Source organism: Pseudomonas fildesensis (genome assembly GCF_001050345.1).
Classification (GTDB): domain Bacteria; phylum Pseudomonadota; class Gammaproteobacteria; order Pseudomonadales; family Pseudomonadaceae; genus Aquipseudomonas; species Aquipseudomonas fildesensis.
Map to the genome: position 1 here is coordinate 38,931 of NZ_LFMW01000012.1, position 23,641 is coordinate 62,571.

Annotated in this window: 23 protein-coding genes and 1 pseudogene; 11 read left to right on the forward strand and 13 right to left on the reverse strand. The window is 59.3% G+C overall.

What is annotated here, in order from left to right:
• Nucleotides 1-65 precede the first annotated feature (65 nt).
• The 3 genes from ACR52_RS17330 (at nucleotide 66) to ACR52_RS17340 (ending at nucleotide 3,006) form a co-directional block, all read left to right on the forward strand.
• Nucleotides 66-803, forward strand: coding sequence for an NAD-dependent epimerase/dehydratase family protein (locus tag ACR52_RS17330; RefSeq protein WP_048726784.1), 738 nt, complete (start codon nucleotides 66-68; stop codon nucleotides 801-803).
• A gap of 141 nt (nucleotides 804-944) precedes the next feature.
• Nucleotides 945-2,360, forward strand: coding sequence for an MFS transporter (locus ACR52_RS17335; RefSeq protein ID WP_048726787.1), 1,416 nt, complete (start codon nucleotides 945-947; stop codon nucleotides 2,358-2,360).
• Nucleotides 2,361-2,493: 133 nt separating this feature from the next.
• A complete protein-coding gene (locus ACR52_RS17340) occupies nucleotides 2,494-3,006 on the forward strand; it encodes a hypothetical protein (protein WP_048726790.1) in 513 nt (170 codons plus the stop codon).
• 276 nt (nucleotides 3,007-3,282) lie between these two features.
• Here ACR52_RS17340 and ACR52_RS17345 read toward each other — a convergent pair.
• Nucleotides 3,283-3,558 (reverse strand): annotated as a pseudogene (locus ACR52_RS17345) (PAS domain-containing protein); the annotation flags it as partial.
• Between the two features lie 438 nt (nucleotides 3,559-3,996).
• Here ACR52_RS17345 and ACR52_RS17350 point away from each other — a divergent pair.
• Both ACR52_RS17350 and ACR52_RS17355 read left to right on the forward strand, forming a co-directional pair.
• The gene (locus ACR52_RS17350; protein WP_048726796.1) at nucleotides 3,997-4,434 is read left to right on the forward strand and encodes a GNAT family N-acetyltransferase; all 438 of its coding nucleotides are present in this window, start codon (nucleotides 3,997-3,999) and stop codon (nucleotides 4,432-4,434) included.
• A gap of 60 nt (nucleotides 4,435-4,494) precedes the next feature.
• Nucleotides 4,495-5,313 carry a class I SAM-dependent methyltransferase gene (locus ACR52_RS17355; RefSeq protein ID WP_048726799.1) on the forward strand — a complete coding sequence of 273 codons (819 nt, stop codon included), beginning with the start codon at nucleotides 4,495-4,497 and terminating at the stop codon, nucleotides 5,311-5,313.
• 44 nt (nucleotides 5,314-5,357) lie between these two features.
• Here the strand turns inward: ACR52_RS17355 and def are convergent, their stop codons facing one another.
• The 3 genes from def to ACR52_RS17370 form a co-directional block, all read right to left on the reverse strand.
• The gene (gene def / locus ACR52_RS17360) at nucleotides 5,358-5,897 is read right to left on the reverse strand and encodes a peptide deformylase (RefSeq protein ID WP_048726802.1); all 540 of its coding nucleotides are present in this window, start codon (nucleotides 5,895-5,897) and stop codon (nucleotides 5,358-5,360) included.
• 3 nt (nucleotides 5,898-5,900) lie between these two features.
• Nucleotides 5,901-6,851, reverse strand: coding sequence for a YihY/virulence factor BrkB family protein (locus tag ACR52_RS17365; protein WP_048726805.1), 951 nt, complete (start codon nucleotides 6,849-6,851; stop codon nucleotides 5,901-5,903).
• A gap of 183 nt (nucleotides 6,852-7,034) precedes the next feature.
• Complete coding sequence (locus ACR52_RS17370; protein WP_048726808.1) at nucleotides 7,035-7,220, reverse strand: CsbD family protein; 186 nt, start codon at nucleotides 7,218-7,220, stop codon at nucleotides 7,035-7,037.
• 198 nt (nucleotides 7,221-7,418) lie between these two features.
• Between ACR52_RS17370 and ACR52_RS17375 the strand changes: the two genes are divergently transcribed.
• The gene (locus tag ACR52_RS17375; RefSeq protein ID WP_048726811.1) at nucleotides 7,419-7,796 is read left to right on the forward strand and encodes a hypothetical protein; all 378 of its coding nucleotides are present in this window, start codon (nucleotides 7,419-7,421) and stop codon (nucleotides 7,794-7,796) included.
• A 260-nt stretch (nucleotides 7,797-8,056) separates the two neighbouring features.
• On the opposite strand, the gene fadD1 is transcribed toward ACR52_RS17375, so the two are convergent.
• Both fadD1 and fadD2 read right to left on the reverse strand, forming a co-directional pair.
• Complete coding sequence (gene fadD1 / locus ACR52_RS17380) at nucleotides 8,057-9,748, reverse strand: long-chain-fatty-acid--CoA ligase FadD1 (protein WP_048726814.1); 1,692 nt, start codon at nucleotides 9,746-9,748, stop codon at nucleotides 8,057-8,059.
• A 397-nt stretch (nucleotides 9,749-10,145) separates the two neighbouring features.
• Nucleotides 10,146-11,834, reverse strand: coding sequence for a long-chain-fatty-acid--CoA ligase FadD2 (gene fadD2 / locus ACR52_RS17385; RefSeq protein WP_048726816.1), 1,689 nt, complete (start codon nucleotides 11,832-11,834; stop codon nucleotides 10,146-10,148).
• Between the two features lie 222 nt (nucleotides 11,835-12,056).
• Between fadD2 and ACR52_RS17390 the strand changes: the two genes are divergently transcribed.
• Nucleotides 12,057-13,001, forward strand: a complete 945-nt coding sequence (locus ACR52_RS17390; protein WP_048726819.1) for an alpha/beta hydrolase — start codon at nucleotides 12,057-12,059, stop codon at nucleotides 12,999-13,001.
• Nucleotides 13,002-13,074: 73 nt separating this feature from the next.
• Complete coding sequence (locus tag ACR52_RS17395; protein WP_048726822.1) at nucleotides 13,075-13,545, forward strand: MaoC family dehydratase; 471 nt, start codon at nucleotides 13,075-13,077, stop codon at nucleotides 13,543-13,545.
• Between the two features lie 162 nt (nucleotides 13,546-13,707).
• Here the strand turns inward: ACR52_RS17395 and ACR52_RS17400 are convergent, their stop codons facing one another.
• Nucleotides 13,708-14,175: a ferritin-like domain-containing protein gene (locus tag ACR52_RS17400; RefSeq protein ID WP_048726823.1), complete on the reverse strand. Its 468-nt coding sequence runs from the start codon at nucleotides 14,173-14,175 to the stop codon at nucleotides 13,708-13,710.
• Between the two features lie 210 nt (nucleotides 14,176-14,385).
• Here ACR52_RS17400 and ACR52_RS17405 point away from each other — a divergent pair, with 210 nt between their 5' ends.
• Together ACR52_RS17405 and ACR52_RS17410 are read left to right on the forward strand one after the other, a co-directional pair.
• Complete coding sequence (locus tag ACR52_RS17405; protein WP_008056784.1) at nucleotides 14,386-14,622, forward strand: DUF3820 family protein; 237 nt, start codon at nucleotides 14,386-14,388, stop codon at nucleotides 14,620-14,622.
• A gap of 11 nt (nucleotides 14,623-14,633) precedes the next feature.
• The gene (locus tag ACR52_RS17410; protein WP_048726833.1) at nucleotides 14,634-15,815 is read left to right on the forward strand and encodes an aminotransferase class V-fold PLP-dependent enzyme; all 1,182 of its coding nucleotides are present in this window, start codon (nucleotides 14,634-14,636) and stop codon (nucleotides 15,813-15,815) included.
• Between the two features lie 102 nt (nucleotides 15,816-15,917).
• Here the strand turns inward: ACR52_RS17410 and ACR52_RS17415 are convergent, their stop codons facing one another.
• From ACR52_RS17415 to zwf, 3 genes are read right to left on the reverse strand one after another with little or no spacing between them, the layout of a single operon-like run.
• Nucleotides 15,918-16,583, reverse strand: coding sequence for a bifunctional 4-hydroxy-2-oxoglutarate aldolase/2-dehydro-3-deoxy-phosphogluconate aldolase (locus tag ACR52_RS17415; protein WP_048726837.1), 666 nt, complete (start codon nucleotides 16,581-16,583; stop codon nucleotides 15,918-15,920).
• Nucleotides 16,584-16,600: 17 nt separating this feature from the next.
• On the reverse strand, nucleotides 16,601-17,314 hold the full coding sequence (gene pgl, locus ACR52_RS17420) for a 6-phosphogluconolactonase (protein ID WP_048726840.1): 714 nt from the start codon (nucleotides 17,312-17,314) through the stop codon (nucleotides 16,601-16,603).
• On the reverse strand, nucleotides 17,301-18,767 hold the full coding sequence (gene zwf / locus ACR52_RS17425) for a glucose-6-phosphate dehydrogenase (RefSeq protein ID WP_048726845.1): 1,467 nt from the start codon (nucleotides 18,765-18,767) through the stop codon (nucleotides 17,301-17,303). Before zwf ends, pgl begins: the two co-directional genes overlap by 14 nt.
• A 220-nt stretch (nucleotides 18,768-18,987) precedes the next feature.
• Between zwf and ACR52_RS17430 the strand changes: the two genes are divergently transcribed.
• Nucleotides 18,988-19,848, forward strand: a complete 861-nt coding sequence (locus ACR52_RS17430) for a MurR/RpiR family transcriptional regulator (protein ID WP_173439287.1) — start codon at nucleotides 18,988-18,990, stop codon at nucleotides 19,846-19,848.
• A 163-nt stretch (nucleotides 19,849-20,011) separates the two neighbouring features.
• Here the strand turns inward: ACR52_RS17430 and ACR52_RS17435 are convergent, their stop codons facing one another.
• The 3 genes from ACR52_RS17435 to ACR52_RS17445 all read right to left on the reverse strand — a co-directional run bounded on the left by ACR52_RS17435 (nucleotide 20,012) and on the right by ACR52_RS17445 (nucleotide 23,639).
• The gene (locus ACR52_RS17435) at nucleotides 20,012-20,857 is read right to left on the reverse strand and encodes a D-hexose-6-phosphate mutarotase (RefSeq protein ID WP_048726849.1); all 846 of its coding nucleotides are present in this window, start codon (nucleotides 20,855-20,857) and stop codon (nucleotides 20,012-20,014) included.
• A gap of 189 nt (nucleotides 20,858-21,046) precedes the next feature.
• Complete coding sequence (locus ACR52_RS17440; protein ID WP_048726851.1) at nucleotides 21,047-22,393, reverse strand: carbohydrate porin; 1,347 nt, start codon at nucleotides 22,391-22,393, stop codon at nucleotides 21,047-21,049.
• A gap of 85 nt (nucleotides 22,394-22,478) precedes the next feature.
• Nucleotides 22,479-23,639: an ABC transporter ATP-binding protein gene (locus ACR52_RS17445; RefSeq protein WP_048726854.1), complete on the reverse strand. Its 1,161-nt coding sequence runs from the start codon at nucleotides 23,637-23,639 to the stop codon at nucleotides 22,479-22,481.
• Nucleotides 23,640-23,641 lie beyond the last annotated feature (2 nt).

The following is a 23,641-nucleotide window of genomic DNA, read 5'->3' on the forward strand; positions in this document are numbered from 1 at the left end:
GCTTCAAGCCAGACCGCTTTTTCTTGCGGCTTGGAGCTTATAACTTGTAGCTCACCGGAGGTTACATGCAAGGACTCAACGTACTGCTCACCGGCGCCTGCGGCAGAATCGGCAAGACGTTTTTCGAAGCCTCGAAAGACCGTTACCGCTTCACCCTCACCGACCGCCTCACGCCGGATTTCGACCTGGGCGAGCATCGTTTCGTGCACGCCGACCTGAGTGACAAACCCAGCCTCGCCGCCCTGCTCGACGGCATCGACGTGATCGTGCACCTGTCAGGCATCCCCCACGCCAGCGCCTCGTTCGACGAACTGCTGCCGAACAATATCCTCGCCACCACCTACCTGTTCGAAGCCGCCCTGGCCGCCGGGGTCCATCGCCTGGTGTTCGCCAGCAGCGCGCAAACCATCGAAGGCTACCCGGTGGACCGCCAGATCACCCCCGGCATGCAGGTGATGCCCGCCAACCTGTATGGCGTGAGCAAATGCTACGGCGAGGCGCTGTGCGGTTATTACGCCGCCAAAACGCCGCTGTCGACCATTGCCCTGCGCATCGGCGCATTTGAATTCCCCGAAACCCACGACCTCAACAACGCCCGCGACCTCAGCGCCTGGCTCAGCCCGCGTGATGCGGTGCAGCTGCTGCAGCGTTCGGTGGAGGCCATCGGGGTAAAACACTTGATCGCCCATGGCATTTCCAATAACCGTTTCAAGCGATTGGACCTGAGCGAGACCACACGGGTACTGGGCTATGAGCCGGTGGATGATGCGTTCCAAACCTTTGAGATCCCCATCACCTACTGAGCCCCTGCGCTATAAAACCTTGAAACATAACGCCTAAGCGCAATAAATCGGCGAATGTGTGGCCTGCCGCACGCAACTTCACAAGCGCCGATTTCCGTTAGCCAGCTAAGATTCCAGGTCACTGCCCCTGGAATCGCTCCTATGTCGACACTCACCGCCTCTGCCACGGACGGCATCGACCCGATCCGTGCCGCCCATATCAGCGCGCGCATCGACCGCCTGCCCGCCGTCGCCACCGTCTGGCGCTTGGTGGCGTTGCTGTCGATCGGTGGTTTTTTCGAGCTGTACGACCTGTTCCAGACCGCCTACATCAGCCCCGGTTTGATCAGCGACGGGATTTTCCATACCGGCAGCGAGGGCGTGTTTGGTTTCTCCGACCAGGCCGCATTTGCCTCGGCGACCTTTCTCGGCCTGTTCCTCGGCGCCAGCCTGCTCAGCCCGATTGCCGACCGCTTCGGGCGCCGGGCGATCTTCACCTTCGCGCTGATCTGGTACACCGTGGCCACAGTGTTGATGGGCATTCAAACATCCGCGCTGGGCATTATCTGCATGCGCTTTCTGGTGGGCATTGGCCTTGGCATCGAGCTGGTAACCATCGACGCCTACCTCTCGGAACTGGTGCCCAAGCGCATGCGCAGCTCGGCGTTTGCCTTTGCTTTTTTCATCCAGTTTCTGTCGGTGCCGACGGTGGCGTTGATGTCGTGGTGGCTGGTGCCCCAGGCGCCGTTCGGGATTTCCGGATGGCGTTGGGTGGTGCTGACCAGTGCGGTGTTTGCGCTGTTTATCTGGCAACTGCGCAAGCGTCTGCCGGAATCACCGCGCTGGCTCGCACAAAAAGGCCGCTTTGACGAGGCCGGAAAGATCATGGACAGCCTGGAAGCGCGCTGCCAAAAGGACCACGGCAAACCGCTGGACGAGCCGGAGCCCGAAGCCGTCAGCGTGCAGGGCTCCGGCCGTTTTGCCGATATTTGGCAACCGCCGTACCGCCGCCGCGCGTTGATGCTGATCGTGTTCCATGTGTTCCAGGCCATCGGCTTTTTCGGCTTCGGCAACTGGTTGCCGGCGCTGCTCTCGGGCCAGGGCGTCAGCGTGACCCACAGCTTGATGTACGCCTTTATCATCACCCTCGCCTACCCGCTGGGGCCGCTGCTGTTTGTCAAAGTGGCGAACCGCTTCGAGAACAAATGGCAGATTGTCGGTTCGGCCATGGGCGCGGTGATCTTCGGCAGCCTGTTCGCGCTGCAAACCACGGCGGTGGGGCTGGTGATCTGCGGGGTGATGATCACCTTCTGCAACGCCTGGCTGAGCTTCAGTTATCACTCGTATCAAAGCGAATTGTTCCCCACCAACATTCGCGCACGGGCGGTGGGGTTCTGCTATTCGTTCAGCCGCTTGTCGACGGTGTTCAGCAGCCTGTTGATCGGTTTTATCCTCGAGCACCTGGGCACGCCGGGCGTGCTGGCCTTTATCGCCAGCAGCATGTTGATCGTGATGATCACCATCAGTTGGTTCGGGCCACGTACGCGCAACCTGGCGCTGGAAAACATCGCCCACTGACGGCAAAGGTTGGCCGCCTGCGGGACAATGTTTGCCGCGACGGCCGCGCCAGCCCCTTTAAAACCGGGGCTGGCGTACCCGGCATGCAATTTGCTCCAGCTGTGACACCGTACATTTCTCCAGGTGACCGAACATGCTGGTTAACAACAACACCCAAGCCGTGTCGACCGTCCAACAGATCAAGCGACCCGACATGGACCCCGCCAACGCCGCTGCCAGCACGTTGTACAGCGGCGCCCTGCAGGCCGCGCAGCAAAGCGTCACGGTGCCGGCCGCGCAGAAGGAACTGGACAAGGCGAGCGATCGCATCGACGAAGCCTTCGCCAAGACTCGCGTGCAGTTGCAGGCAACCACTGCTGCGCCTGTGGCGTCAACGGATGTGGCCGCGACCGGCTCCACCACCAGCACCGCGCGTACTGAATTCAACGAATACATGAGCAAAACCCCGGCCGAACGCATTCGCGAACAGTTGCTCAAGGAGCAGGGTTTGACCGAGGAAGCAGTGCAGGCCATGCCGAAGGAAAAACAGGATGCGATTGCCAAGGAAGTGGCTCAGCGCCTGAAGGACCAGCAAGAACAGCAGGTAGCCGCGAAGACCACCGACCCGCAGGCGCAGGCCGTGAAAGAAACCCTGGCAGCGATCTAAGCAACACCGCCGTCCCGCGTGAATGCTGACCATGTGGCGAGCGGGCTTGCCCCGCGTTGGGCTGCGAAGCGGCCCTAAAAACGTACACCGCGTATTACCTGAATAAACACGGTGTTCTTATTGGGGCCGCTTCGCAGCCCAACGCGGGCAAGCCCGCTCGCCACTGTAAACCCGCTTGCCACAGTAACCCGGCTATGACGCGGGTTACTGCAGTTGCAACGTCGAATTGAACTGCCCGATTGCGCTGGTCCGCGCCGCGAGGCTGCGCACTTCATGGGTATCGAAGATCGGGCTGTAGGACTCCTCCAGAAACAGCGTCTTGCCGTACTTGTTTTTGCGCTCGAACCGGTGGGCGTGATATTCACCGCGGTTGAGTGACGCCCAGAACGCCGTATAGGCCGGTGACTCCACTTCGCTGCGGTGACAGGACAGGCTGTGGTGCTGGCCGACAATTTCGTCGAGGGAATACTGCACAGTCTTGAGGAAGTTTTCGTTGGCGTTGAGGATATGGCCCTGGGGCGTTAACTCGATCACCGCCATAGAGCGGCTAATGGTTGGGTGAGCATAGACGGGGCTTGGTGCTCTGCAAGGCCATCAGTGCGCCAGCTGGCCCATTGGGTGCGCGAAATGAGTGAAGCGCCAGGACGTGGATATCTCGGCGCGGATTGTGATCAAGGCAATTGTGTATCGGCAGCTCAGAGCAGGTGTTTCCTGCTCTGTGCAGTGAGGCGCGAAAATCTTGCAGAGCGTTTGGTTCTAAGCGTGTAACTCAGTGACCGAACAAGCCAGTCTCGGCTTTCTTGGTTTTCTTGTCGGCGCGTTTTTCATCGGCGGTTTTTGCCGGTTTTTTCTTCGCGGCTTTCTTTGAATCCATACCTTTGGCCATGATGCGTGCTCCACTTACAGGGGATGTAACACTGGGTATACCACCTATTGCCGGACAGAAGGCGCTTATAATCCCCGACCCTTGATCACGCGCGCCTGAACACCATGCCCGAGTTACTCATCGAACCGTTGGCAGAGCCCCTGTGGCCGTTGCTTAACAAGTTTTATCGCAGCCACAATTCGCCGATGAAAGCGCTCAAGGGCGGACGTTTGTGGGTGGCACGAGACAGCGAGATTATCGCCGGCCTGTGCCTAACGCCCGTGGTGGGTGGGCAATGGCTGACCGGGGTGTTTGTCGACCCGGCCTATCGCGGCCAGGGGCTGGCGGGGAGGTTGATTCTTCAGGCGGCGGCCGAGGTTGAAGGAACGGTCTGGTTGCTGTGTCATCCGGACCTGGAAGCTGTGTATCAGCGCATGGGTTTCAGCCAAGAGACTGTGTTACCCCAATCCCTCAGCGAACGGCTGGTGCGCTACAAGCGCAACAAGCCAATGATCGCCATGGGCTTAGAACGTTTGGTGAGGTCGACCTCGGATAATGTGTGATCGGCAGGGAGAGGGCCCATGCTAGCCTCGACGGCACAGTGGCCCCTTACCAGGACGATCATGAAAACGACGCTTGCAGCTCTGTCCCTCACCGCCCTCCTCGCTCCAACCTTCAGCCAGGCAGCCGACGCCCCGATTACCGCCGAGCAATACGCCAGCGTTCTCGCCGGCAGTTGGCGCGAGCCGGCCAACGGTGCGCGCGACGGCTATCGCCATCCGCAGCAGACGCTGGCGTTCTTTGGCCTGGGCGCCAAGCAAACCGTCATCGAGATTACACCAGGAGCCGGCTGGTACAGCGAAGTGCTGGCGCCGCTGCTCAAGGACCATGGGCATTACATCGCTGCGGTGCAGGCGCCGAATGTGAGCGCCTACGCGCGCACTTCGGAAGAGAACCTGAAAAAGAAATTCGCCGCCGACCCGGCACGCTATGCCAGGGCCGAGGTTGTCGAGTTTGATCCCAAGGCGCCCGTATTCGGCAAACCCGCCTCGGCGGATACCGTGCTGACGTTTCGCAATGTGCACAACTGGGTACTTGCCGATACCGCCGAAGCTACGTTCAGTGCGTTCTACACGGTGTTGAAACCGGGCGGCGTGCTGGGTGTGGAAGATCATCGGGCCAAGGATGGCGCGGACCTGGAAGCGATCAAGGACAGTGGTTACCTGACCACCGCACAAGTGGTGAAGCTGGCGACCGATGCCGGGTTCAAGCTGGCCGGGCAGAGTGAAGTCAATGCCAATCCGAAGGATACCAAGGACTATCCAGAGGGTGTTTGGACCTTGCCGCCGACGTTGAAGTTAGGGGCGCAGGACAAGGCCAGGTATGTGGCGATTGGCGAGTCAGACCGGATGACGTTGCGGTTCGTCAAACCCGCCAAGTGAACGTTCCCACGCGGAGGGTGGGATCGATCAGCTATCGAGGTTGATCATTCGTCGGCGGCGGGGTCCATGTCCGGGAACATCACTTCAATAAACCCGAACTTGCTGAAGTCCGTAATCCGCGACGGGTACAACCGACCGATCAGGTGGTCGCATTCATGCTGCACCACCCGCGCATGGAAACCGTCGGCAATACGTACGATCGGCTCACCCTTGGGGTCAAAACCTTCGTAGCGAATCTGCTGGTAACGGTCCACCGCCCCACGCAGGCCCGGTACGGAAAGGCAACCCTCAAAGCCCTCTTCCACGACCGGGCTAAGCGGTGTGATCAGCGGGTTTATCAGGATGGTCTGCGGCACCGCCGGGGCATCCGGGTAGCGCTCGCTGCTTTCGAAACCGAAGATCACCAGTTGCAGGTCGACACCCACCTGCGGCGCGGCCAGGCCAACGCCGCCCACGTGTTCCATGGTCTGGAACATGTCATCAATCAACTGCCACAGTTCGGGGCTGTCGAACATTTCCGGCGGAACCGGCGGTGCAATACGCAGCAGGCGCTCATCGCCCATTTTCAGGATTTCACGGATCATCGATCAGACTTCGTCGGGAGTGGGTTTGGAATGGTCCCGGCCAAGGCCTGAGACGTGCTGTTTTTCGCCGGTGTGACCCGGCTCGTCGAACTCCTTCTCGCCGGGATCCTTGCCTTCGGCCGACATGTGTTCGATCACCGCATTCATCTCCGCCCCCAGCAACAGCACGGCGGCAGAAATATAGAAGTACAGGAGTAAGACAATGATGGCACCGATACTGCCGTACATGGCGTTGTAGTCGGCGAATGTTTTGACGTAGTAGCCAAACCCCAGGGACGCGACGATCCAGACCACCACCGCCAGTACGGAACCCGGCGTGATAAAGCGAAACTTCTGCTCAACGTCAGGCATCACGTAGTACATGAGGGCCACCGCGAACATCAGCAGGATCACGATCAGCGGCCAACGCACGAGGGTCCACAGGGTGACCACGAATTCCTGCATGCCGATCTGCCCGGCCAGCCACTCCATCACCTGCGGGCCGAGCACCATTAACGCGGCGGCGGCCAGCAGCATGCCGGCGATGCCGACGGTATAGAAAATCGACAGCGGAAAGCGCTTCCAGATCGGCCGGCCTTCGACCACGTCGTACGCGGCGTTCATCGCGCTCATCATCAGGCGCACGCCCGCCGAAGCGGTCCACAGCGCAATCACGATACCCACCGAGAGCAGGCCACCCTTGGATTGCTGCAACTGGTCGATCACCGGGTTGACCTGCTCCAGGGCCTGGGGCGGCAACACCAGTTCCGACTGCAGGCGCAGCCAGGTGAAGAAGTCCGGCAGGTGCAGGAAACCGATCAGGGCAATGAGAAACAGCAGGAAGGGAAACAATGAGAACAGCATCTGGTAGGCCAGTGCCGAGGCGTAGGTGGGCATTTCGTCATCGACGAATTCCTTGACGGTGCGCACCAGCACCTTGTGCAGCTTGAGGCCATCTAATACCGGAAAAATCATAGCGTCTCCTTTCGCCGCAAAGAGGGTGAGGTCGTGGGCGACTCAGGGGCCGTTTTCTACATCAAAAGTAGCCTACTTGGCGACTTTGAAACAATTACGAGATTTTAGTTGCACCGTACGACATAAAAACGGCCATCCGAGGATGGCCGTCGGGGCTGCACGCATACAGCCAGCGATCGCAGATCACTTGGTCGCTTTCTTGACCGCATCCTTGGTATCGCCCACTGCTTTCTGCACTTCGCCTTTCTTTTCCTGAATCACACCTTCAGCACGCAGCTTGTCGTTGTCGGTCACTTTGCCGACACCTTGCTTGATGTTGCCTACGGCTTCGTTCGCCAAACCTTTTGCCTTATCCGATGTGCTGCTCATGGTATTTCTCCTGAAACAATCGATGGGTTTTGGTCATTACGTAGAGATTGACCCAGGGCTGTTCAGCAGAGTTTCAATTATTTTTAGCGGGCATTTCATCGCTGGTCGCAGGTTTGGCTTTATGTTTTGCAGCCAACCCACGAGAATGCCCGGCACATTCAGGCTATAACGCTGAATAACAGATCCCGTAGGAAGGTTATGAAACTCAATAAAGCACAGGCCATCGCCCGCAGAAACCTGGAACTGGGCGGTGCCGTACTCGGCGTCAACAACTGCCACTTCACCGACCTGGACCGTAAACGCAACATCTGGTGGTTCGACCTGCCGGTGGCGCGCATCGCCGTGGGCCAGTACGAGTGGATTCACCTGTTGATGCACAACGCCGAGAGTGACCAGTTGCTGCACCTGAAGGTGCCGACGGTGTTCCTGCGTGAAAAGCTCGAAGGCCTGGTGGTGCGCAACGCGGGCAAGCGCAAGCCGGAGATCACCCTGGAGCTGAGCGCGGACAAGGATTCGTTCCTGAAGGATGTACGCCCAGCCGGGGCTGGCGTGAGCTTCGCGCAGTTCACGCTGTAAACGTACCGCCCGCCTCGCTTCTACAGAAATCGCACCCAATAAAAAGCCCCGCATCTGCGTAATGCCGATCAGTTAAGAAATAGAAAGGGCGAACAATAACTTGTGGCGAGGGAGCTTGCTCCCGTTGGACTGCGTAGCAGTCCCATTTTTGGGGCCGCTTCGCGGCCCAACGGGAGCAAGCTCCCTCGCCACAGTTACGGTATTTACCCTTAACTGATCGGCATTACCCGCGTCTGCGGGGCTTTTTATTTCAGGCCGGGTTACTTTTTCAAGCCCAGCTTCTTCAGTTCTTCATCGCGCAATTCACGCCGCAGGATCTTGCCCACATTGGTGGTCGGCAACGCATCACGGAACTCCACGGCCTTGGGCACCTTGTAGCCGGTGACGTTGGCGCGCATATGTTCCATCACCTGGTCCTTGGTCAGGGTCGCCCCCGGCTTGACCACGATGAAAATCTTGATGTGTTCCCCGGATTTTTCGTCCGGCACACCGATGGCCGCGCATTGCAGTACACCCGGCAGGGTCGCAAGTACGTCTTCCAGCTCGTTGGGGTAGACGTTGAAGCCAGAGACCAGAATCATGTCCTTCTTGCGGTCGACAATGCGCATGTAGCCGTCCGGCTGGATGATCGCGATGTCACCGGTCTTCAGCCAGCCTTCGCTGTCGAGGATCTCGGCAGTGGCGTCTTCACGCTGCCAGTAGCCCTTCATCACCTGCGGCCCCTTGACGCACAGTTCGCCGATTTCGCCCAGGGCCAGTTCGACGCCGTCATCGGTAATGACTTTGCACAGGGTCGACGGCACCGGAATGCCGATGGTGCCAATCTGGATGTTCTGGATCGGATTGACCGTGGCCACCGGGCTGGTCTCGGTCATGCCATAGCCTTCGCAGATGTCGCAGCCGGTCACGTCCTTCCAACGCTCGGCCGCCGCCAGTTGCAGGGCCATGCCGCCCGACAGGGTGACTTTCAGCGCGGAGAAATCCAGCTTGCGGAAGCTTTCGTTATTGCACAGCGCCACAAACAGGGTATTGAGGCCAACAAAGCCGCTGAACTTCCACTTCGACAGCTCCTTGACCATCGCCGGCAGGTCGCGCGGGTTGCTGATCAGGATGTTGTGGTTACCGATCAGCATCATCGCCATGCAATGAAAGGTGAACGCATAGATGTGGTACAGCGGCAGCGGCGTGATCAGGATCTCGCAGCCTTCGTTGAGGTTGGAGCCCATCAGCGCCTTGCACTGCAGCATATTGGCGACGAGGTTGCGGTGGGTGAGCATCGCGCCCTTGGCCACGCCGGTGGTGCCGCCGGTGTATTGCAGCACGGCCACATCGCTGCTGGCAGGGCTGACGTCATTGACCGGTTGGCCATGGCCCTTGGCGAGCACGTCGTTGAACTTGATCGCCTTGGGCAAGTGATAGGCCGGGACCATTTTCTTCACGTACTTGATGACGCTGTTGATCAGCAGGCGCTTGAGCGGCGGCAACAGGTCGGCGACTTCAGTGACGATCACATGCTTGACGGCGGTCTTGGGCAGGACCTTTTCCGCCAGGTGGGCCATGTTGGCCAGGCAGACCAGGGCCTTGGCCCCGGAATCATTGAATTGGTGTTCCATTTCCCGCGCGGTGTACAGCGGGTTGGTGTTGACCACGATCAGGCCGGCACGGATGGCGCCGAATACCGCGACCGGGTATTGCAGGACGTTGGGCAGTTGTACGGCGATGCGATCGCCAGGTTTCAAGTCGGTATGCTGTTGCAGGTAGGCGGCGAACGCGCCGGACAATTCGTACAACTCACCGTAGGTGATTGTCTTGCCCAGGTTGCTGAAAGCCGGTTTGTTGGCGAAGCGCTGGCAGGACTGTTTCAGTACCGCCTGAATATTTGGATACTCGTCTGGATTGATGTCAGCAGCAATCCCGGCGGGGTACTTATCCTTCCAAAAGTCTTCGTGCATGGAAGCCCACTCCTCAGCGACGCGAATTCATCATCGCATTTGATGCGATTATTATTGGTGTATGTTTTTTTAAGGTGAGTCTGGCGCTTTCAAGCAAGCCGAGAGGTCACAAAGCGCGCCGAGAGTAGCAGCTTTGCCAAGTGCCGCCTAGAGCCAAACGAGGGCCCTACGGTCATAAACATGACTGTCCTACAATAATTGGTCACACTTCAAACAGGCGGGACATCCCCGAGCAAAAGGCTCTGGAATAGGGCTTTCAGGGCGAAAAAACAACAAGGTGGGAGGGGCTTGCTCCCGATGGCGGTGTATCAGCCAACACATCTGGTGACTGATCCAGCGCCATCGGGAGCAAGTCGAATCGTCGCACCGCCCCTCCCACATTTGACCTCATTTCAAATCAAGCGATGTCGCGCAGTTCACGCCGCAAGATCTTGCCCACCGCCGTCATCGGCAACGACTCGCGCAACACAATATGCTTGGGCACCTTGTAGCCGGTGAAGTTGGCCTTGCAGTAGTTCTTCAGCTCCTCAAGGCTCACGCCCTCGGCCCGCGCCACCACAAACAGCTTCACCGCCTCCCCCGTGCGTTCGTCCGGCACGCCGATCACAGCGCAGTTGGCCACCGCCGGGTGGGCCATCACCACGTCCTCGATCTCGTTGGGGTACACGTTGAAACCCGAGACGATGATCAGGTCTTTCTTGCGGTCCACAATGCGCACAAACCCGTCATCGTCGATGACTGCGATATCGCCGGTCTTGAGCCAACCTTCGGCGTCCAGGGTCTCGGCCGTGGCGGCCGGTTGCTGCCAGTAGCCCTTCATCACTTGCGGGCCCTTGATGCACAACTCGCCCCGCTCACCCAGGGGCAACTCGACGCCTTCATCATCGATCACCTTCATTCCCGTACCCGGTACCGGGATGCCCACGGTGCCCAGGCGGGATTTGTTGCCATACGGGTTGGTGCTGGCCACCGGTGAGGTTTCGGTCAGGCCGTAACCCTCGCCAATCGCGCAGCCGGTCATTTGCTCCCAGCGCTCGGCCGTGGCCTTGATCAGCGCCGTGCCGCCGGAGTTGGTGAGCTTGAGGTGGGAGAAATCCAGGGTCTTGAAGTCGGGGTGATCCATCAACGCCACAAACAGCGTGTTGAGCCCAAGCAAGCCGGTAAAGCGCCACTTCTTCAGCTCTTTGATAAAGCCGCCAATATCCCGCGGGTTGGTGATCAGCACGTTGTGGTTGCCCGAAACCATCATGCACATGCAATTCGCGGTGAAGGCATAGATGTGGTACAGCGGCAGCGGCGCAATCATTACCTCCTGCCCTTCCTTGATGAGCGGGTGGCCATCATCGCCAACTTGGGACATGCACGCGCGCACCTGTTGCATGTTGGCCACCAGGTTGCCGTGGGTAAGCATCGCACCCTTGGCCAGGCCGGTGGTGCCGCCGGTGTATTGCAGCACGGCGATGTCATCCAGGCTCACCGGGTGACGGGTCACGCCCAGCCCCGCGCCCATACGCAAGGCGCGCTTGAACGACACCGCACGTGGCAGGTGATAGGCCGGGACCATCTTCTTCACCTTGTCGACCACGGTGTTGATCAGCCAGCCCTTGGCGGCGGGCATGAAGTCGCCCATCCTGGCTTCGATCAGGTAGTCGATCTCGGTGTCGGCGCTGACTTCCTGCACCCGCGAACCGAACAGGTTGAGATAGACCAGCGCGCGAATGCCGGCGTCCTTGAACTGGTGACGCATCTCGCGCGGGGTGTAAAGCGGGTTAGTGTTGACCACGATCAGCCCGGCGCGCAGCGCACCGAACACGGCAATCGGGTAATGCAGTACGTTGGGCATCTGCACCGCGATGCGCTCGCCGGGCTTGAGGTCGGTGTGCTGTTGCAGGTAGCCGGCGAACGCCGCACTCTGGCGCTCAAGCTCTGCGTAGGTGATGGTAATGCCCATGTTGCTGAATGCCGGACGGTCGGCAAAAGCCTTGCAGGAACGTTCGAAGACTTCGATCACCGACTTGTAGGCTGTAAGGTCGATGTCATTGGGAACGCCCGCCGCGCGTTTGTCATTCCAGAAATCAGGTTGCATTATTCTTGTCCCCTTACCTGAGTGTGTCCGGCCGCTGCAGCTATAAAAAGTGTGCTGCTATAGAAAGCGGAGCTTTGGGGACGTTAGCAGCTATGGCCAAACAGGCAAATACAGGAAAGAGCGTCATTACTTGCGTGAATCTTCCTACAAAGGCTTGCGCTGACCAGCCGCAAGCCTCGGGATGAGCTATACACTGCCACGACCCTGAGCAAAGGAACCGCCATGAACCACAGCACCTTCTGGCTGACCGCGAATGACCGCAGCCGCCTGTACGTCAATCACTGGATGCCCGACGGCACGCCGAAGGCGCTGGTTATGCTGTCCCATGGCATGGCCGAGCACAGTGGTCGCTACGCGCGCCTGGCCGAAGCCTTGTGCGGTGCCGGCTACGGTCTGTACGCGCTGGACCAGCGGGGCCATGGCCGCACGGCAGACGAAGGCACCCTGGGCCTGTACGCAGAAAAGGATGGCTGGAACAAAGTGGTGGGCGACCTGGCCAGCCTCAACCAGCACATCGGCCAGCAGCAGCCGGGCCTGCCGATCATTTTGCTTGGCCACAGCATGGGCAGCTACATCGCCCAGGCCTACCTGCTGCACCACAGTGCCAGCCTGCACGGGGCGATTCTAAGTGGTTCGAATTTCCAGCCGGTGGCGCTGTACCGCGCCGCGCGGGTGATTGCCCGGGCCGAACGCCTGCGCCAAGGCCTGCGTGGCCGCAGTGCGCTGATCGAGTTCCTGTCGTTCGGATCGTTCAACAAGGCGTTCAAACCCAATCGCACCGCATTTGACTGGCTCAGCCGCGACCCGGCTGAAGTGGACAAGTACATCAACGACCCGCTCTGCGGTTTCCGCTGCACCAACCAGCTGTGGATCGACTTGTTGGGCGGCTTGCAGCAAATCAGCAAAGCGTCCAATCTCGCGCAGATCGACCCGGGCCTGCCGATCCTGGTAATGGGCGGTGAATGTGATCCGGTGAGTGAGGGCAAGCGTCTCAACAATCTGGCCGATGCACTGCGTGAAGCCGGCTGCCAGCACCTGCAACTGAATATCTACCCGCAGGCGCGTCACGAAGTATTCAACGAAACCAACCTCGACGCTGTCACAGCGGATGTGCTGACGTGGCTCGACCAGGCCCTGACGTTGCGCAGACCGGCCCACTGCGAATGACTTTTCCTTTAAAATCAGCCGTTTAAAATCAGCCCATTAAAAATTACCGATTAGCCACAGGATGCACCTTTAGATGACACAGGTAACCAACACCCCGTACGAAGCCCTTGAAGTCGGCCAGACCGCCAGCTACAGCAAGACCGTCGAAGAGCGCGATATCCAGCTGTTCGCCGCGATGTCCGGTGACCACAACCCGTTGCACCTGGATGCCGAATACGCCAAGGCCACCATGTTCAAGGAGCGGATCGCTCACGGTATGTTCAGCGGCGCATTGATCAGTGCGGCGGTTGCCTGCGAGTTGCCTGGGCCAGGCACGATCTACATCGGCCAGCAGATGACCTTCCAAAAGCCGGTAAAAATCGGCGACACCCTGACCGTGCGTCTGGAAATTCTGGAGAAACTGCCGAAGTTTCGTGTACGCATTGCCACTCGCGTGTTCAACCAGCGCGATGAGCTGGTGGTGGACGGCGAGGCGGAAATCCTCGCGCCACGCAAGCAGCAGGTGGTGACACTGACCGAACTGCCGCCGATCAGCATTGGCTGATTGCGATTTCACGATCGACACGATTTAGATATAAATGTGGGAGAGGCTTGTTCCCGATGGCGGTGGGTCAGCTACAGATAAGCTGACTGACACATTGCCATCGGGAGCAAGCCCCTCCCATATCGGTTACCCAGAGGTGACCTGGAAGTTACCCAGCGGGCTTCAAGACTGAGCGCGTGCCTGGTTACGCAGGGCCTTCACTTGGTCGTGGTTACGCTGGGCGCCGTGGAACTGACGCTCAACCAAGTCACGAATACCCACCAGGTTATGCTTGTTGATCTTCTCGATCGCTTCTTTGTAAGCCTTCAAAGCGTGGTCTTCACCGCGCTCGGCTTCGTTCAGTACGGCTTCTTCGTCTTTACCGGTGACCATCGACTTCACGTCGACCCAGCCACGGTGCAGCGCGCCAGCGACCGAACCGGAATCTTCCGGATCGCCGCCCAAGGCACGCACGGCGGTCTGCAGTTCGGCAGCAGCGGTGGCGCAGTCGGCGGAGCGTTTGACGAACAGGGCTTTCAGTTCGGGGTGCTTGATGTCCTCAGCACACGTCTTGAAACCTTCCTGGCCGTCTTTGCTGGTTTCGATCAGGTCGTTGAGTACGGAGATCGATTCTTTGTTGATGTCAGTCATTTTCCAATTCCTTGTGCGGGTGGGTTAAGAAGCTTGTCTTAATGATTGCAGCGCCCGTGCCAGGTTTCTAAAAATAACTTTTTCTTTTAATATCAATTAGTTGCGAATAATTGAACCATCTGTATGTGCGTTATTTGCATGATCTGTCATTTGGCCTTCATGCAGAATGCCTGTATTTTCAAAGGTCTCGACTCACGCCGCTGAAACCCCATGAACCCCGAAAAACTCGAACTGCTGATCACCCGCCAAATGCCCTTCGGCAAGTATAAGGGGCGAATCATCGCCGACCTGCCTGGCCCTTACCTGAACTGGTTTGCCCGCGAGGGTTTCCCCCACGGCGAGTTGGGCGGCCTGCTGGCACTGATGCAGGAAATCGACCACAACGGCCTGTCTGAATTGCTCGAACCGCTGCGTGCCAAACATGGCAAACCCGCCCCTCGCCATTAAGAGTCCTCGTCATGCCACGCAATGCAGATAACGAACTTCACTGGCAAGCCATTGCCCGGCGCTACGAACTGGAGCCTGGCCCGATCAATCTGGAAAACGGCTACTTCGGGCGCATGAGCCGCGCGGTGCAGGCGCAGTATCTGGAGCATGTTGCGTTTATCAACCGCAGCAACGCGGTGCATGTGCGCCAGCGCTTCGAGCAGGGCGAGAATCAAGAGATTCGCCGCCAATTGGCTGAGTTGATCGAGGCCGATACCGAGTCCGTCGCGTTCACCCGCAATGCCACTGAAGCCCTGCAGTCGCTGATCCGCAACTACAACCGCCTGCAACCGGGCGATCAGGTACTGATCAGTGACCTGGAGTACGACACAGTCAAAGGCGCCATGCGCTGGCTCGCTGGTTATCGTGGGGTGGAAGTGATCGAAGTGTCCCACGCGCACCCGGCCAGTTTCGACAGCCTTTTGCAGACGTATCGCGATGCGTTCGCGAAGTACCCACGCATTAAACTGATGGCGCTGACCTACGTCACCCACCGCACCGGCCTGGTGATGCCCGTCCAGGCCATTGCCAATGCGGCCCGCGAGCAGGGTATCGATGTGATCCTTGATGGCGCCCACGCCTTGGGCCAGATCGAATTCAACCTCACTGAACTCGGCATCGCGTTCGCCGGCTTCAACTTGCACAAATGGATCGGCGCGCCGCTGACCCTGGGCTTTCTTTACATAGCGCCGGAGCGTCTGGCCGACATCGATCCGGACATGGGCGAGTTCCACTACCCGGCCAGCGACGTACGCGCACGCACGTCCTACAGCACGCCAAATTTTCCGGCGCTGATGACCTTGCCGCTGGTGTTTGAAGAACATCGGGCATTGGGCGGCGCTGCGGCCAAAGGTGCGCGGGTGAATTACCTGCGGGATTTGTGGGTGAGTCGGGTACGGCCGTTAGCGGGGATTGAGGTGCTCACCTCGGATGACCCGCGGTTGTATTGCGGGATCACGGCGTTCAAGTTTATCGGAAGGGATCAGCAGGTGATGGCAGATCGGTTGCTCAGGGATTACGGCCTGTTTACCACTACGCGTGTCGGGCCGTCGTTTGGGACCTGTATTCGAGTCACTCCAGGCTTGGTGACTTCTACCGCTGACATCGATGCTCTGGTCAACGCCATCACCGAACTGAGCCCCTCCCACATTTGAATGGGTCTCAAGGTTTTTGGCGGGCAAAAAAAAGCGGTACACCGACCAAGTGCACCGCAAAAAATGCCGTTAAGCACAGCAACAACGATTCGTTAAATCAGATCAGTCCAGCAGCGCCAGCGCCTGCGCGGTGACTTCCTGGATGCGGGCCCAGTCGCCGTTCTTGACCCACTCAGGATCAAGCATCCAGCTACCCCCCACGCACATCACGTTTTTCAACGCCATGTAGTGTTTGATGTTGGCCGGGCCAACGCCGCCGGTCGGGCAGAATTTCACTTCGCCAAACGGGCCGCCAAGGGCCTTGATCGCGGCAACACCACCGCTGACTTCGGCCGGGAACAGCTTGAAGCGGCGATAGCCCAGGCCATAGCCTTCCATGATGCCGGAGGCATTGCTGATGCCAGGCAGCAGCGGGATCGGGCTGTGCACCGAGGCTTCCAGCAGGTCGCGGGTAATGCCGGGGGTGACGATAAATTGCGAGCCGGCCACTTCCGCTGCTTCGAGCATATGACGGTCGAGCACGGTGCCGGCACCGGTGCACAGTTCAGGGCGCTGCTCGCGCAGGACCTGAATAGCCTTGAGACCGAACTCGGAGCGCAGGGTCACTTCCAATGCGGTCAAACCACCGGCTGCCAGGGCATCGGCCAGCGGCAGTATGTCCTGTTCGCGGGCGATGGTGATCACCGGCAGGATCCGCGCCTTGGCGCAGAGGCTGTCGATCAGGGCAACTTTATCCGCCATGGACACGGTCGGTTGAGGGCTTTTCATAGCGGCTGATCCTTGGCTCATGGGCACCAGTAAATCTCTAATGTAGGTTGCAAAAACGCGCGTATCGGCATGGCAGCAACATCGTCACTGGCCAGCGCGGCGCTCAATGTGGTCAATTTCGAGCTGCCGGAAATCGACAGCACGGTGTAGTGGGCTGTAGCCAGCAGCGCGCGACTCATGGTCAGGCGCTGGTGCGGCACGGTCGGCGCCAGCATCGGCCAGCAACGGCGGGTGCCGTCGGCCTGCAGGGCTGAGCTCAGGTTCGGGCTGTTGGGGAACAGCGATGCGGTGTGGCCGTCATCGCCCATGCCCAGTACCAGCACATCAATCGCTGGTAATTCGACCAGCAGGCGATCAGCCTGCTCGGCAGCTTGATCCAGTGTGGCGGCGACGCTGTAAAGGCTCAGAAACCTCGCCTTGGCCGCCGGGCCTTGCAGCAAATACTTTTTCAACAGGCCAGCATTGCTGTCGGCGTGTTCCACCGGCACCCAGCGCTCGTCGGCCAAGGTAATCGTGACTTTCGACCAGTCCAGGCCCTGCTTGGCCAGGTTCTGGAAGAACGCCACGGGGCTACGGCCACCGGACACCACCAACGTCGCTTCGCCACGAGCACTGATGGCCGCGCGCAGTTGTTCGGCCACATCATTGGCCAGGCCGTCCGCCAGCAAGGCAGCCGTAAGGTACTCATGGGCAGTGACGCCCTGAGGCAGTTTCAATTCAGATATCGCCATACCACGACCTCCCATCCCGCGTGATCAGTGCAATCGAGCTCATCGGCCCCCAGGACCCCGCCGCATACGGCTTGGGCGCATCACCGGATTTTTTCCACCCGGCGATCAACTGGTCACACCACTTCCACGCGGCTTCGATTTCATCTTTGCGAACAAACAGGTTCTGATTGCCGCGCATCACTTCCAGCAACAACCGCTCGTAGGCATCGGGAATCCGTGCGCTGCGATAGGTGTCGGAAAAATTCAGTTGCAGCGGCCCGCTGCGCAGTTGCATGCCCTTGTCCAGGCCCTGCTCCTTGGTCATCACACGCAAGGAAATACCTTCGTCCGGTTGCAGGCGGATGATCAGTTTGTTGCTGATCTGCAGGCGCTGCTCGGGGGCAAAGATATAGTGGGACGGTTCCTTGAAGTGGATGACGATCTGCGACAGCTTTTGCGGCATGCGCTTGCCGGTGCGCAGGTAGAACGGCACCCCGGCCCAACGCCAGTTACGAATATCGGCACGCAGGGCGACGAAGGTTTCGGTGTCGCTCTGGGTGTTGGAATTCTCTTCTTCCAGGTAACCCGGCACCGGCTTGCCGGCGCTGTAGCCGGCGATGTACTGGCCGCGCACCACTTGGGTGGTCAGGCCGTCCGGGCTGATGGGCGCCAGGGCCTTGAGCACCTTGACCTTCTCGTCACGAATACTGTCGGCGGACAGGTCGGCCGGCGGGTCCATGGCGATCAGGCAAAGCAGCTGCAGCAGGTGGTTCTGGATCATGTCCCGCAGCTGGCCGGCCTTGTCGAAATAGCCCCAGCGGCCTTCGATACCGACCTGCTCGGCCACGGTGATTTCCACGTGGGAGATGTAGTTCTGGTTCCACTGGGTTTCGAACAGGCTGTTGGCGAAACGCAGGGCGATCAGGTTCTGGACGGTTTCTTTGCCCAGGTAGTGGTCGATGCGGTAGGTGCGGTTTTCCGGGAAATATTGCGCGACGGCATCGTTGACCTTGCGCGAGGATTCCAGGTCCGAACCGATGGGTTTTTCCAGCACGACGCGGGTGTTTTCAGCCAGGCCGACCTTGGACAGGTTCTCGCAGATCGCGCCGTACACCGCTGCCGGGGTGGCGAAATAGGCGATCAGACGCTGCTCGGTGCCGGCCTTTTCGGCCAGGGCGACGTAGTCGTCAGCCTTGAGAAAATCTACATGCAAGTAGGTCAGACGTGCCAGGAAGCGTTGGGCAACCGCCTCATCCAGCTCGTTGCCGACATACTTGCGCAGTTCTTGTTCGATATGGGCCAGGTGTTGTTGCTCGGAACCGGCTTCGCGGGCCAGGGCCAGGATGCGGGTGTCGTCGTGCAAGAGCCCGGCGCCATCAAGTTGATAGAGGGCAGGAAATAACTTGCGCAGCGCCAGATCACCCAACGCGCCAAACAGGGCAAAGGTGCAGGGTTCTACGGTTATCGAAGGCATGATGTTTGTTCTTTTATCAAGTTAAGCTACAAATACCTTTTTTCAAGGCATCACTCAAGGAAAAATGTAGTAATAACCACAACATTTTCCCGAAATACGCATTCCGAGTGGTGGTGTTCAGCTACCCTCAGTAGGATAGGCCACCGCGAAACGCCACTCGTCGATTGGTTGTCGCCCTTTAATTTGCATCGTCGCCCGAAGGAAAGACTGAATGGACCGCGTGCGAAATCTTCTGGAAACCATCCGGAACCGCCTCGAAGAATTGAACAAGGCCGAGAAAAAAGTCGCCGAGGTCATCCTGCTCAACCCGCAGCAGGCGACCCGCTTCTCGATCGCAGCCCTCGCCCAGGCCGCCTCGGTCAGTGAACCGACGGTCAACCGCTTCTGCCGTTCGTTCGGTGTCAGCGGTTACCCTGAACTTAAATTGCAGCTGGCGCAAAGCCTGGCCAGTGGCGCAGCGTATGTCAGCCGTGCAGTGGAGGCCGATGATAACCCTGAGGCCTACACCCAGAAGATCTTTGGCAGCGCCATCGCCTCGCTGGACAGCGCTTGCCAGGCCCTGGACCCCGCCCTCATCAGCAAGGCCGTGGACCTGTTGATCCAGGCTCGGCAGATCCACTTCTTCGGCCTGGGCGCTTCGGCACCGGTGGCGATGGATGCGCTGCACAAGTTTTTCCGCTTCAACCTGGCGGTGACCGCCCACGCCGACGTGCTGATGCAACGCATGATCGCGTCGGTGGCGCACACGGGCGAACTGTTCGTGATTATTTCCTACACAGGGCGCACCCGCGAGCTGGTGGAAGTGGCGCGTATCGCGCGGGAAAACGGTGCGTCGGTGCTGGGCGTGACCGCCGAGAACTCGCCGCTGGCCAAGGCCAGTACCGTAAGCCTGAACATTCCGCTGCCGGAAGACACCGACATCTACATGCCAATGACCTCGCGGATCATTCAACTGACGGTGCTGGACGTGCTGGCGACCGGTATGACGTTGCGCCGTGGCGTTGATTTCCAGCCGCATTTGCGCAAGATCAAAGCGAGCTTGAATGACAGCCGGTATCCGGTGGGGGATGAATTCAACTAGGGCCGCGCCTCCCCCTGTGGCGAGCGGGCTTGCCCCGCGCTGGGCTGCGAAGCAGCCCTAATACCAGACGCTGAGCTCTTTCAGAAAGAACTCAGCGTTTTCATTGGGGCCGCTTCGCAGCCCAACGCGGGGCAAGCCCGCTCGCCACGAAAGTGTATTCGCTTCAGGCCCCAGCCCGGGCTTGGAGACTGAGGTGCGCCCTCTCCCCCGGCGCCAGGCTGGCCCCGGCCATCGCCGACTCCACGCACACAAAACCCGACGCCTCGTTGAAGCTCACGCCCAACAGCGGCCGGCTGCCTGGGTGCCACACCACGGTGTCGGCGCTGTCGCCGGTGTCGATGCACAGTTCGCGCTGCCAGGCGTGGTCCTTGAGGTGCAACTCGCCCTCATGCTGGAACACCCGCTGGCAGCCGCCGTCTACCCGTAGCTCACCTTCCTGCTGACAAGCCTGGCGATTGAGCTGGTCATAACCTTGCGCCCCGTCGAGCCCAGACAGCGCTACCTCACCGACGTTGCCGATACGCCAATAAGCGTGCAAAGCGTGACTCAGCTGGCACGGCAGTTCGTCCTGATGCTCGGTACTCAGGCGCAGTTCGAGGGTTTCACCCAAGTGTGCGTGCAGGTCGACCTGCCAGTCGCACAGCTGCAATTGCCAATGCAGGCGTACGCCGTCGTCGTCGGTGCTGCTGTCGAGCAGTTTCCAGTCGATCAACCGCGCCCAACCATGGGACGGCCATGCGTTTTCGCTGGGATGCCGGCCATACCACGGCCAGCACACCGGCACGCCACCTCGAATGGCACCGACTTGCGGCCACTTGGCCGCGCACCACAACCAGGGTTTCTGGCCACGGGGCTGAAAATGCAACAGTTGCGCACCCTGGCGACTGAACACCGCCTGGCAAAGCGGGTGATCAATCACCAATACGTCACGCATCTGAAAGCGCTCCCAGGCGAACACCGGACGCTCGCGCAGGGATGTGAAAAAGCGTTGCAGCGGATGCTCATGCATGTGCCACGGTCCTGAAAATCAATGTCGCGGGCCCGTGTAGGCGCTGGCTTGCCAGCGATGGCGTCCGTGAGGTCGCCATCGCCGGCAAGCCAGTGCCTACAGGGGGTGTGCACCATTTCCCAAAAAAAAGCGGATAGCCATGGCTATCCGCAAAATGCGCACAGAGAGAAGGAGCTTATCGCAACAGCGTTAGAAGACCGACTGAATTTTCAGACCGGCAACCACGGCGTTGTCGACTTTATCCACGCCGCCCGGCTGGACAACATATTGCAGGTTGGGACGCACGGTCAGCCAGTTGGTGACGTGGAAGCCGTAGTTGATTTCGAAGTTGTACTCGGTCTCGCGAATCGGCGTGTACAGCGCACTGTCGTAGTCACTTACGCCATTAGCGGCGTTCAGCAGCTCAGCGTTCTTCTTCACATCATTGTTGACGTGCAGACGAGCAGCACCAATGCCGACGTCATCTTTTGGACGCGCGTCGAATGGACCTTTGTACACCAGCATCAAGGACTGGTAGTTGTCGACCAGGTTGGTTTCCTTGTCGTGGAAGGTGGCGTTGGCTGCGATGTTCAGGCCGCGCGAAGCATCGCCGTTGTGCGTGGTTAGCTGCTGTTGTGCAACGAACCAGTAGCCTTTCTTGCTGCTGCGGGTACGGAAGTCTGCGCCAGTGAGGACCGCATTGCCGCCGTTGACGTCTTCACGCACGTCGGGTGCATCAGCCGCGCTCTTGTAGTAACCCACACGGTATTCGCCCGGCAGGTTATTGACCTTCGGCGACCAGACCAATTCCACTGGAATCACGGTGCCCTTGGTGCCACTGCCGCTGAGCTTGAAGCCGTTGCCGTGCTCCAGCTGCGATGGGTTCTGGTTGTACGCGCCAATCTGCGCATACAGCTCAGGCGTGATGTTGTACTTCACGCGGATGGCAGCCTGGCTGACCGGCCAGTTGTACCAGGTGTTCACATAGTTACCGACCTGGGACCCGCAGAACGACAGGTTCTGGAAGTCGCACGGGAAGGTGTTGAAGTCTTCGCCTTCACCGAAGTAACCGAGTTTCACGTCCAGCTTGTTGTCGAACATCTGGTGCTGAATCCAGAACTGGGTCAGACGCACCATGTGGCCACGACCGTAGACTTCCATGGACGAACTCAGCGTGCCGGCACGCGGGTCGCCAATGCGGTCGTTGGAGATGTTCTGGCCATTACGGTTAGTCAGTTGGATCTTGGCCTGGGTGTTATCCCAGCCCCACAGTTTTTGCAGGTCCAGCGCTACGCCCAACCCGAACTGGTCGGAGTAACGGCCGGTTCTGTCGTCGTTATAGCCGCCGCGCAGGTTGGCGCCCATTTCCCCTACGTAGTCAGCCTTGATGTCGATACCTTGCTCGATCAGCTTGGTACGCTCACCGCCCCAATCGCCGGTCATCCACTTGGAATCGGCACTGAATGCATCGGCCGCCATCGCATTGGCGGACAGTACAAGGGCTGCTGCTGCTGACAGTTGGCAGATCAGCCGGGTGTTGTTGTGTTGCTTTTTCATCCCTACATCCTCGTCTTTATTGTTATTAAACTGTTTTTATCTAACGCGGGTTACATTTTTTAACTAAAACAACCACTTATCTCGCTCAGCGGCCCTTGAACTGAGCCACGTTATCGGCATGTCCTTGTGTCGGCACTGAAGCAGCAGTGCCCAGGCGCTCGCCGGAGTTGGCGTCGAACAGCAGCACCTTGGCCGGATCGAATTGCAGTGTCAGGGTCTCGCCCACCTGCGGTGCCACGTCGGGCGCCAAGCGGCAGCAGACCTTGGTGTCATTGAGTTGCACAAACACCAGGGTGTCCGGCCCGGTCGGCTCGGTGACCTGGACTTCGGCACGAATACTCGACGACCCATTGCCCTCACCCGTCGCCAGCATGATTTGCTCCGGGCGCAGGCCGAGGATCACGTCGCGGTCTTCAAGGCCAGCGTCGTTCATGCTCAACGGCAGCTCACAACGCGCCTGGCCGCTGTCTAGCAGCGCCACCAGACGACCGTCCTTGCGTTGCAGGCGCAAAGGGATGAAGTTCATCGGTGGTGAACCGATAAAGCTTGCCACAAAAAGGTTGGCCGGGTCGTTGTAGATTTCCTTCGGCGTACCGAATTGCTGAATGATGCCGTCCTTCATCACCGCCACTTTGTCGCCCAGGGTCATCGCCTCGATCTGGTCATGGGTGACGTAGACGGTGGTGGTTTTCAGGCGCTGGTGCATCAGTTTCATTTCGGTGCGCATCTCGACGCGCAGCTTGGCGTCGAGGTTGGACAGGGGTTCGTCAAACAGGTAGATCTTCGGCCTACGCGCCAGGGCACGACCCATGGCTACACGCTGTTGCTGGCCACCGGACAACTGGCCCGGCTTGCGGTTGAGCAGGTGTTCGATCTGCAGCAGCTTGGCCACGCGCGCCACTTCGGCGTCGATGTCGGCCTGGGGCATCTTGCGGATCTTCAGGCCGAACTCGATGTTCTCGCGCACGCTCATGGTCGGGTACAGCGCATAGGACTGGAACACCATGGCGATGTCGCGATCCTTGGGGCTCATGCCGCTGACGTCCTGGTCGCCGATCATGATCGCGCCGCCAGTGATGGTCTCAAGGCCGGCGATGCAGTTCATCAGCGTGGACTTACCGCAACCCGACGGGCCGACCAGGATCAGGAATTCACCTTCCTTGATCGACAGCTCGATGTTCTTCAAGGTGTCGGGCAGGCCGGCACCGTAGGTCTTGTTTACATTGCGAAGTTCAAGCGTAGCCATGA

Excerpts from the sequence above, each read along its gene's own strand:
- ACR52_RS17350 (WP_048726796.1), top strand. The coding sequence starts at position 3,997 with ATGCCCGAGTTACTCATCGAACCGTTGGCAGAGCCCCTGTGGCCGTTG.
- ACR52_RS17375 (WP_048726811.1), top strand. The coding sequence starts at position 7,419 with ATGAAACTCAATAAAGCACAGGCCATCGCCCGCAGAAACCTGGAACTG.
- ACR52_RS17400 (WP_048726823.1), bottom strand. The coding sequence starts at position 14,175 with ATGACTGACATCAACAAAGAATCGATCTCCGTACTCAACGACCTGATC.
- ACR52_RS17440 (WP_048726851.1), bottom strand. The coding sequence starts at position 22,393 with ATGAAAAAGCAACACAACAACACCCGGCTGATCTGCCAACTGTCAGCA.
- zwf (WP_048726845.1), bottom strand. The coding sequence starts at position 18,767 with ATGCCTTCGATAACCGTAGAACCCTGCACCTTTGCCCTGTTTGGCGCG.
- ACR52_RS17365 (WP_048726805.1), bottom strand. The coding sequence starts at position 6,851 with ATGATTTTTCCGGTATTAGATGGCCTCAAGCTGCACAAGGTGCTGGTG.
- ACR52_RS17390 (WP_048726819.1), top strand. The coding sequence starts at position 12,057 with ATGAACCACAGCACCTTCTGGCTGACCGCGAATGACCGCAGCCGCCTG.
- ACR52_RS17410 (WP_048726833.1), top strand. The coding sequence starts at position 14,634 with ATGCCACGCAATGCAGATAACGAACTTCACTGGCAAGCCATTGCCCGG.
- ACR52_RS17340 (WP_048726790.1), top strand. The coding sequence starts at position 2,494 with ATGCTGGTTAACAACAACACCCAAGCCGTGTCGACCGTCCAACAGATC.
- ACR52_RS17435 (WP_048726849.1), bottom strand. The coding sequence starts at position 20,857 with ATGCATGAGCATCCGCTGCAACGCTTTTTCACATCCCTGCGCGAGCGT.
- ACR52_RS17370 (WP_048726808.1), bottom strand. The coding sequence starts at position 7,220 with ATGAGCAGCACATCGGATAAGGCAAAAGGTTTGGCGAACGAAGCCGTA.
- ACR52_RS17395 (WP_048726822.1), top strand. The coding sequence starts at position 13,075 with ATGACACAGGTAACCAACACCCCGTACGAAGCCCTTGAAGTCGGCCAG.
- fadD2 (WP_048726816.1), bottom strand. The coding sequence starts at position 11,834 with ATGCAACCTGATTTCTGGAATGACAAACGCGCGGCGGGCGTTCCCAAT.
- def (WP_048726802.1), bottom strand. The coding sequence starts at position 5,897 with ATGATCCGTGAAATCCTGAAAATGGGCGATGAGCGCCTGCTGCGTATT.
- ACR52_RS17415 (WP_048726837.1), bottom strand. The coding sequence starts at position 16,583 with ATGAAAAGCCCTCAACCGACCGTGTCCATGGCGGATAAAGTTGCCCTG.
- ACR52_RS17445 (WP_048726854.1), bottom strand. The coding sequence starts at position 23,639 with ATGGCTACGCTTGAACTTCGCAATGTAAACAAGACCTACGGTGCCGGC.
- ACR52_RS17335 (WP_048726787.1), top strand. The coding sequence starts at position 945 with ATGTCGACACTCACCGCCTCTGCCACGGACGGCATCGACCCGATCCGT.
- ACR52_RS17405 (WP_008056784.1), top strand. The coding sequence starts at position 14,386 with ATGAACCCCGAAAAACTCGAACTGCTGATCACCCGCCAAATGCCCTTC.
- ACR52_RS17330 (WP_048726784.1), top strand. The coding sequence starts at position 66 with ATGCAAGGACTCAACGTACTGCTCACCGGCGCCTGCGGCAGAATCGGC.
- fadD1 (WP_048726814.1), bottom strand. The coding sequence starts at position 9,748 with ATGCACGAAGACTTTTGGAAGGATAAGTACCCCGCCGGGATTGCTGCT.
- pgl (WP_048726840.1), bottom strand. The coding sequence starts at position 17,314 with ATGGCGATATCTGAATTGAAACTGCCTCAGGGCGTCACTGCCCATGAG.
- ACR52_RS17355 (WP_048726799.1), top strand. The coding sequence starts at position 4,495 with ATGAAAACGACGCTTGCAGCTCTGTCCCTCACCGCCCTCCTCGCTCCA.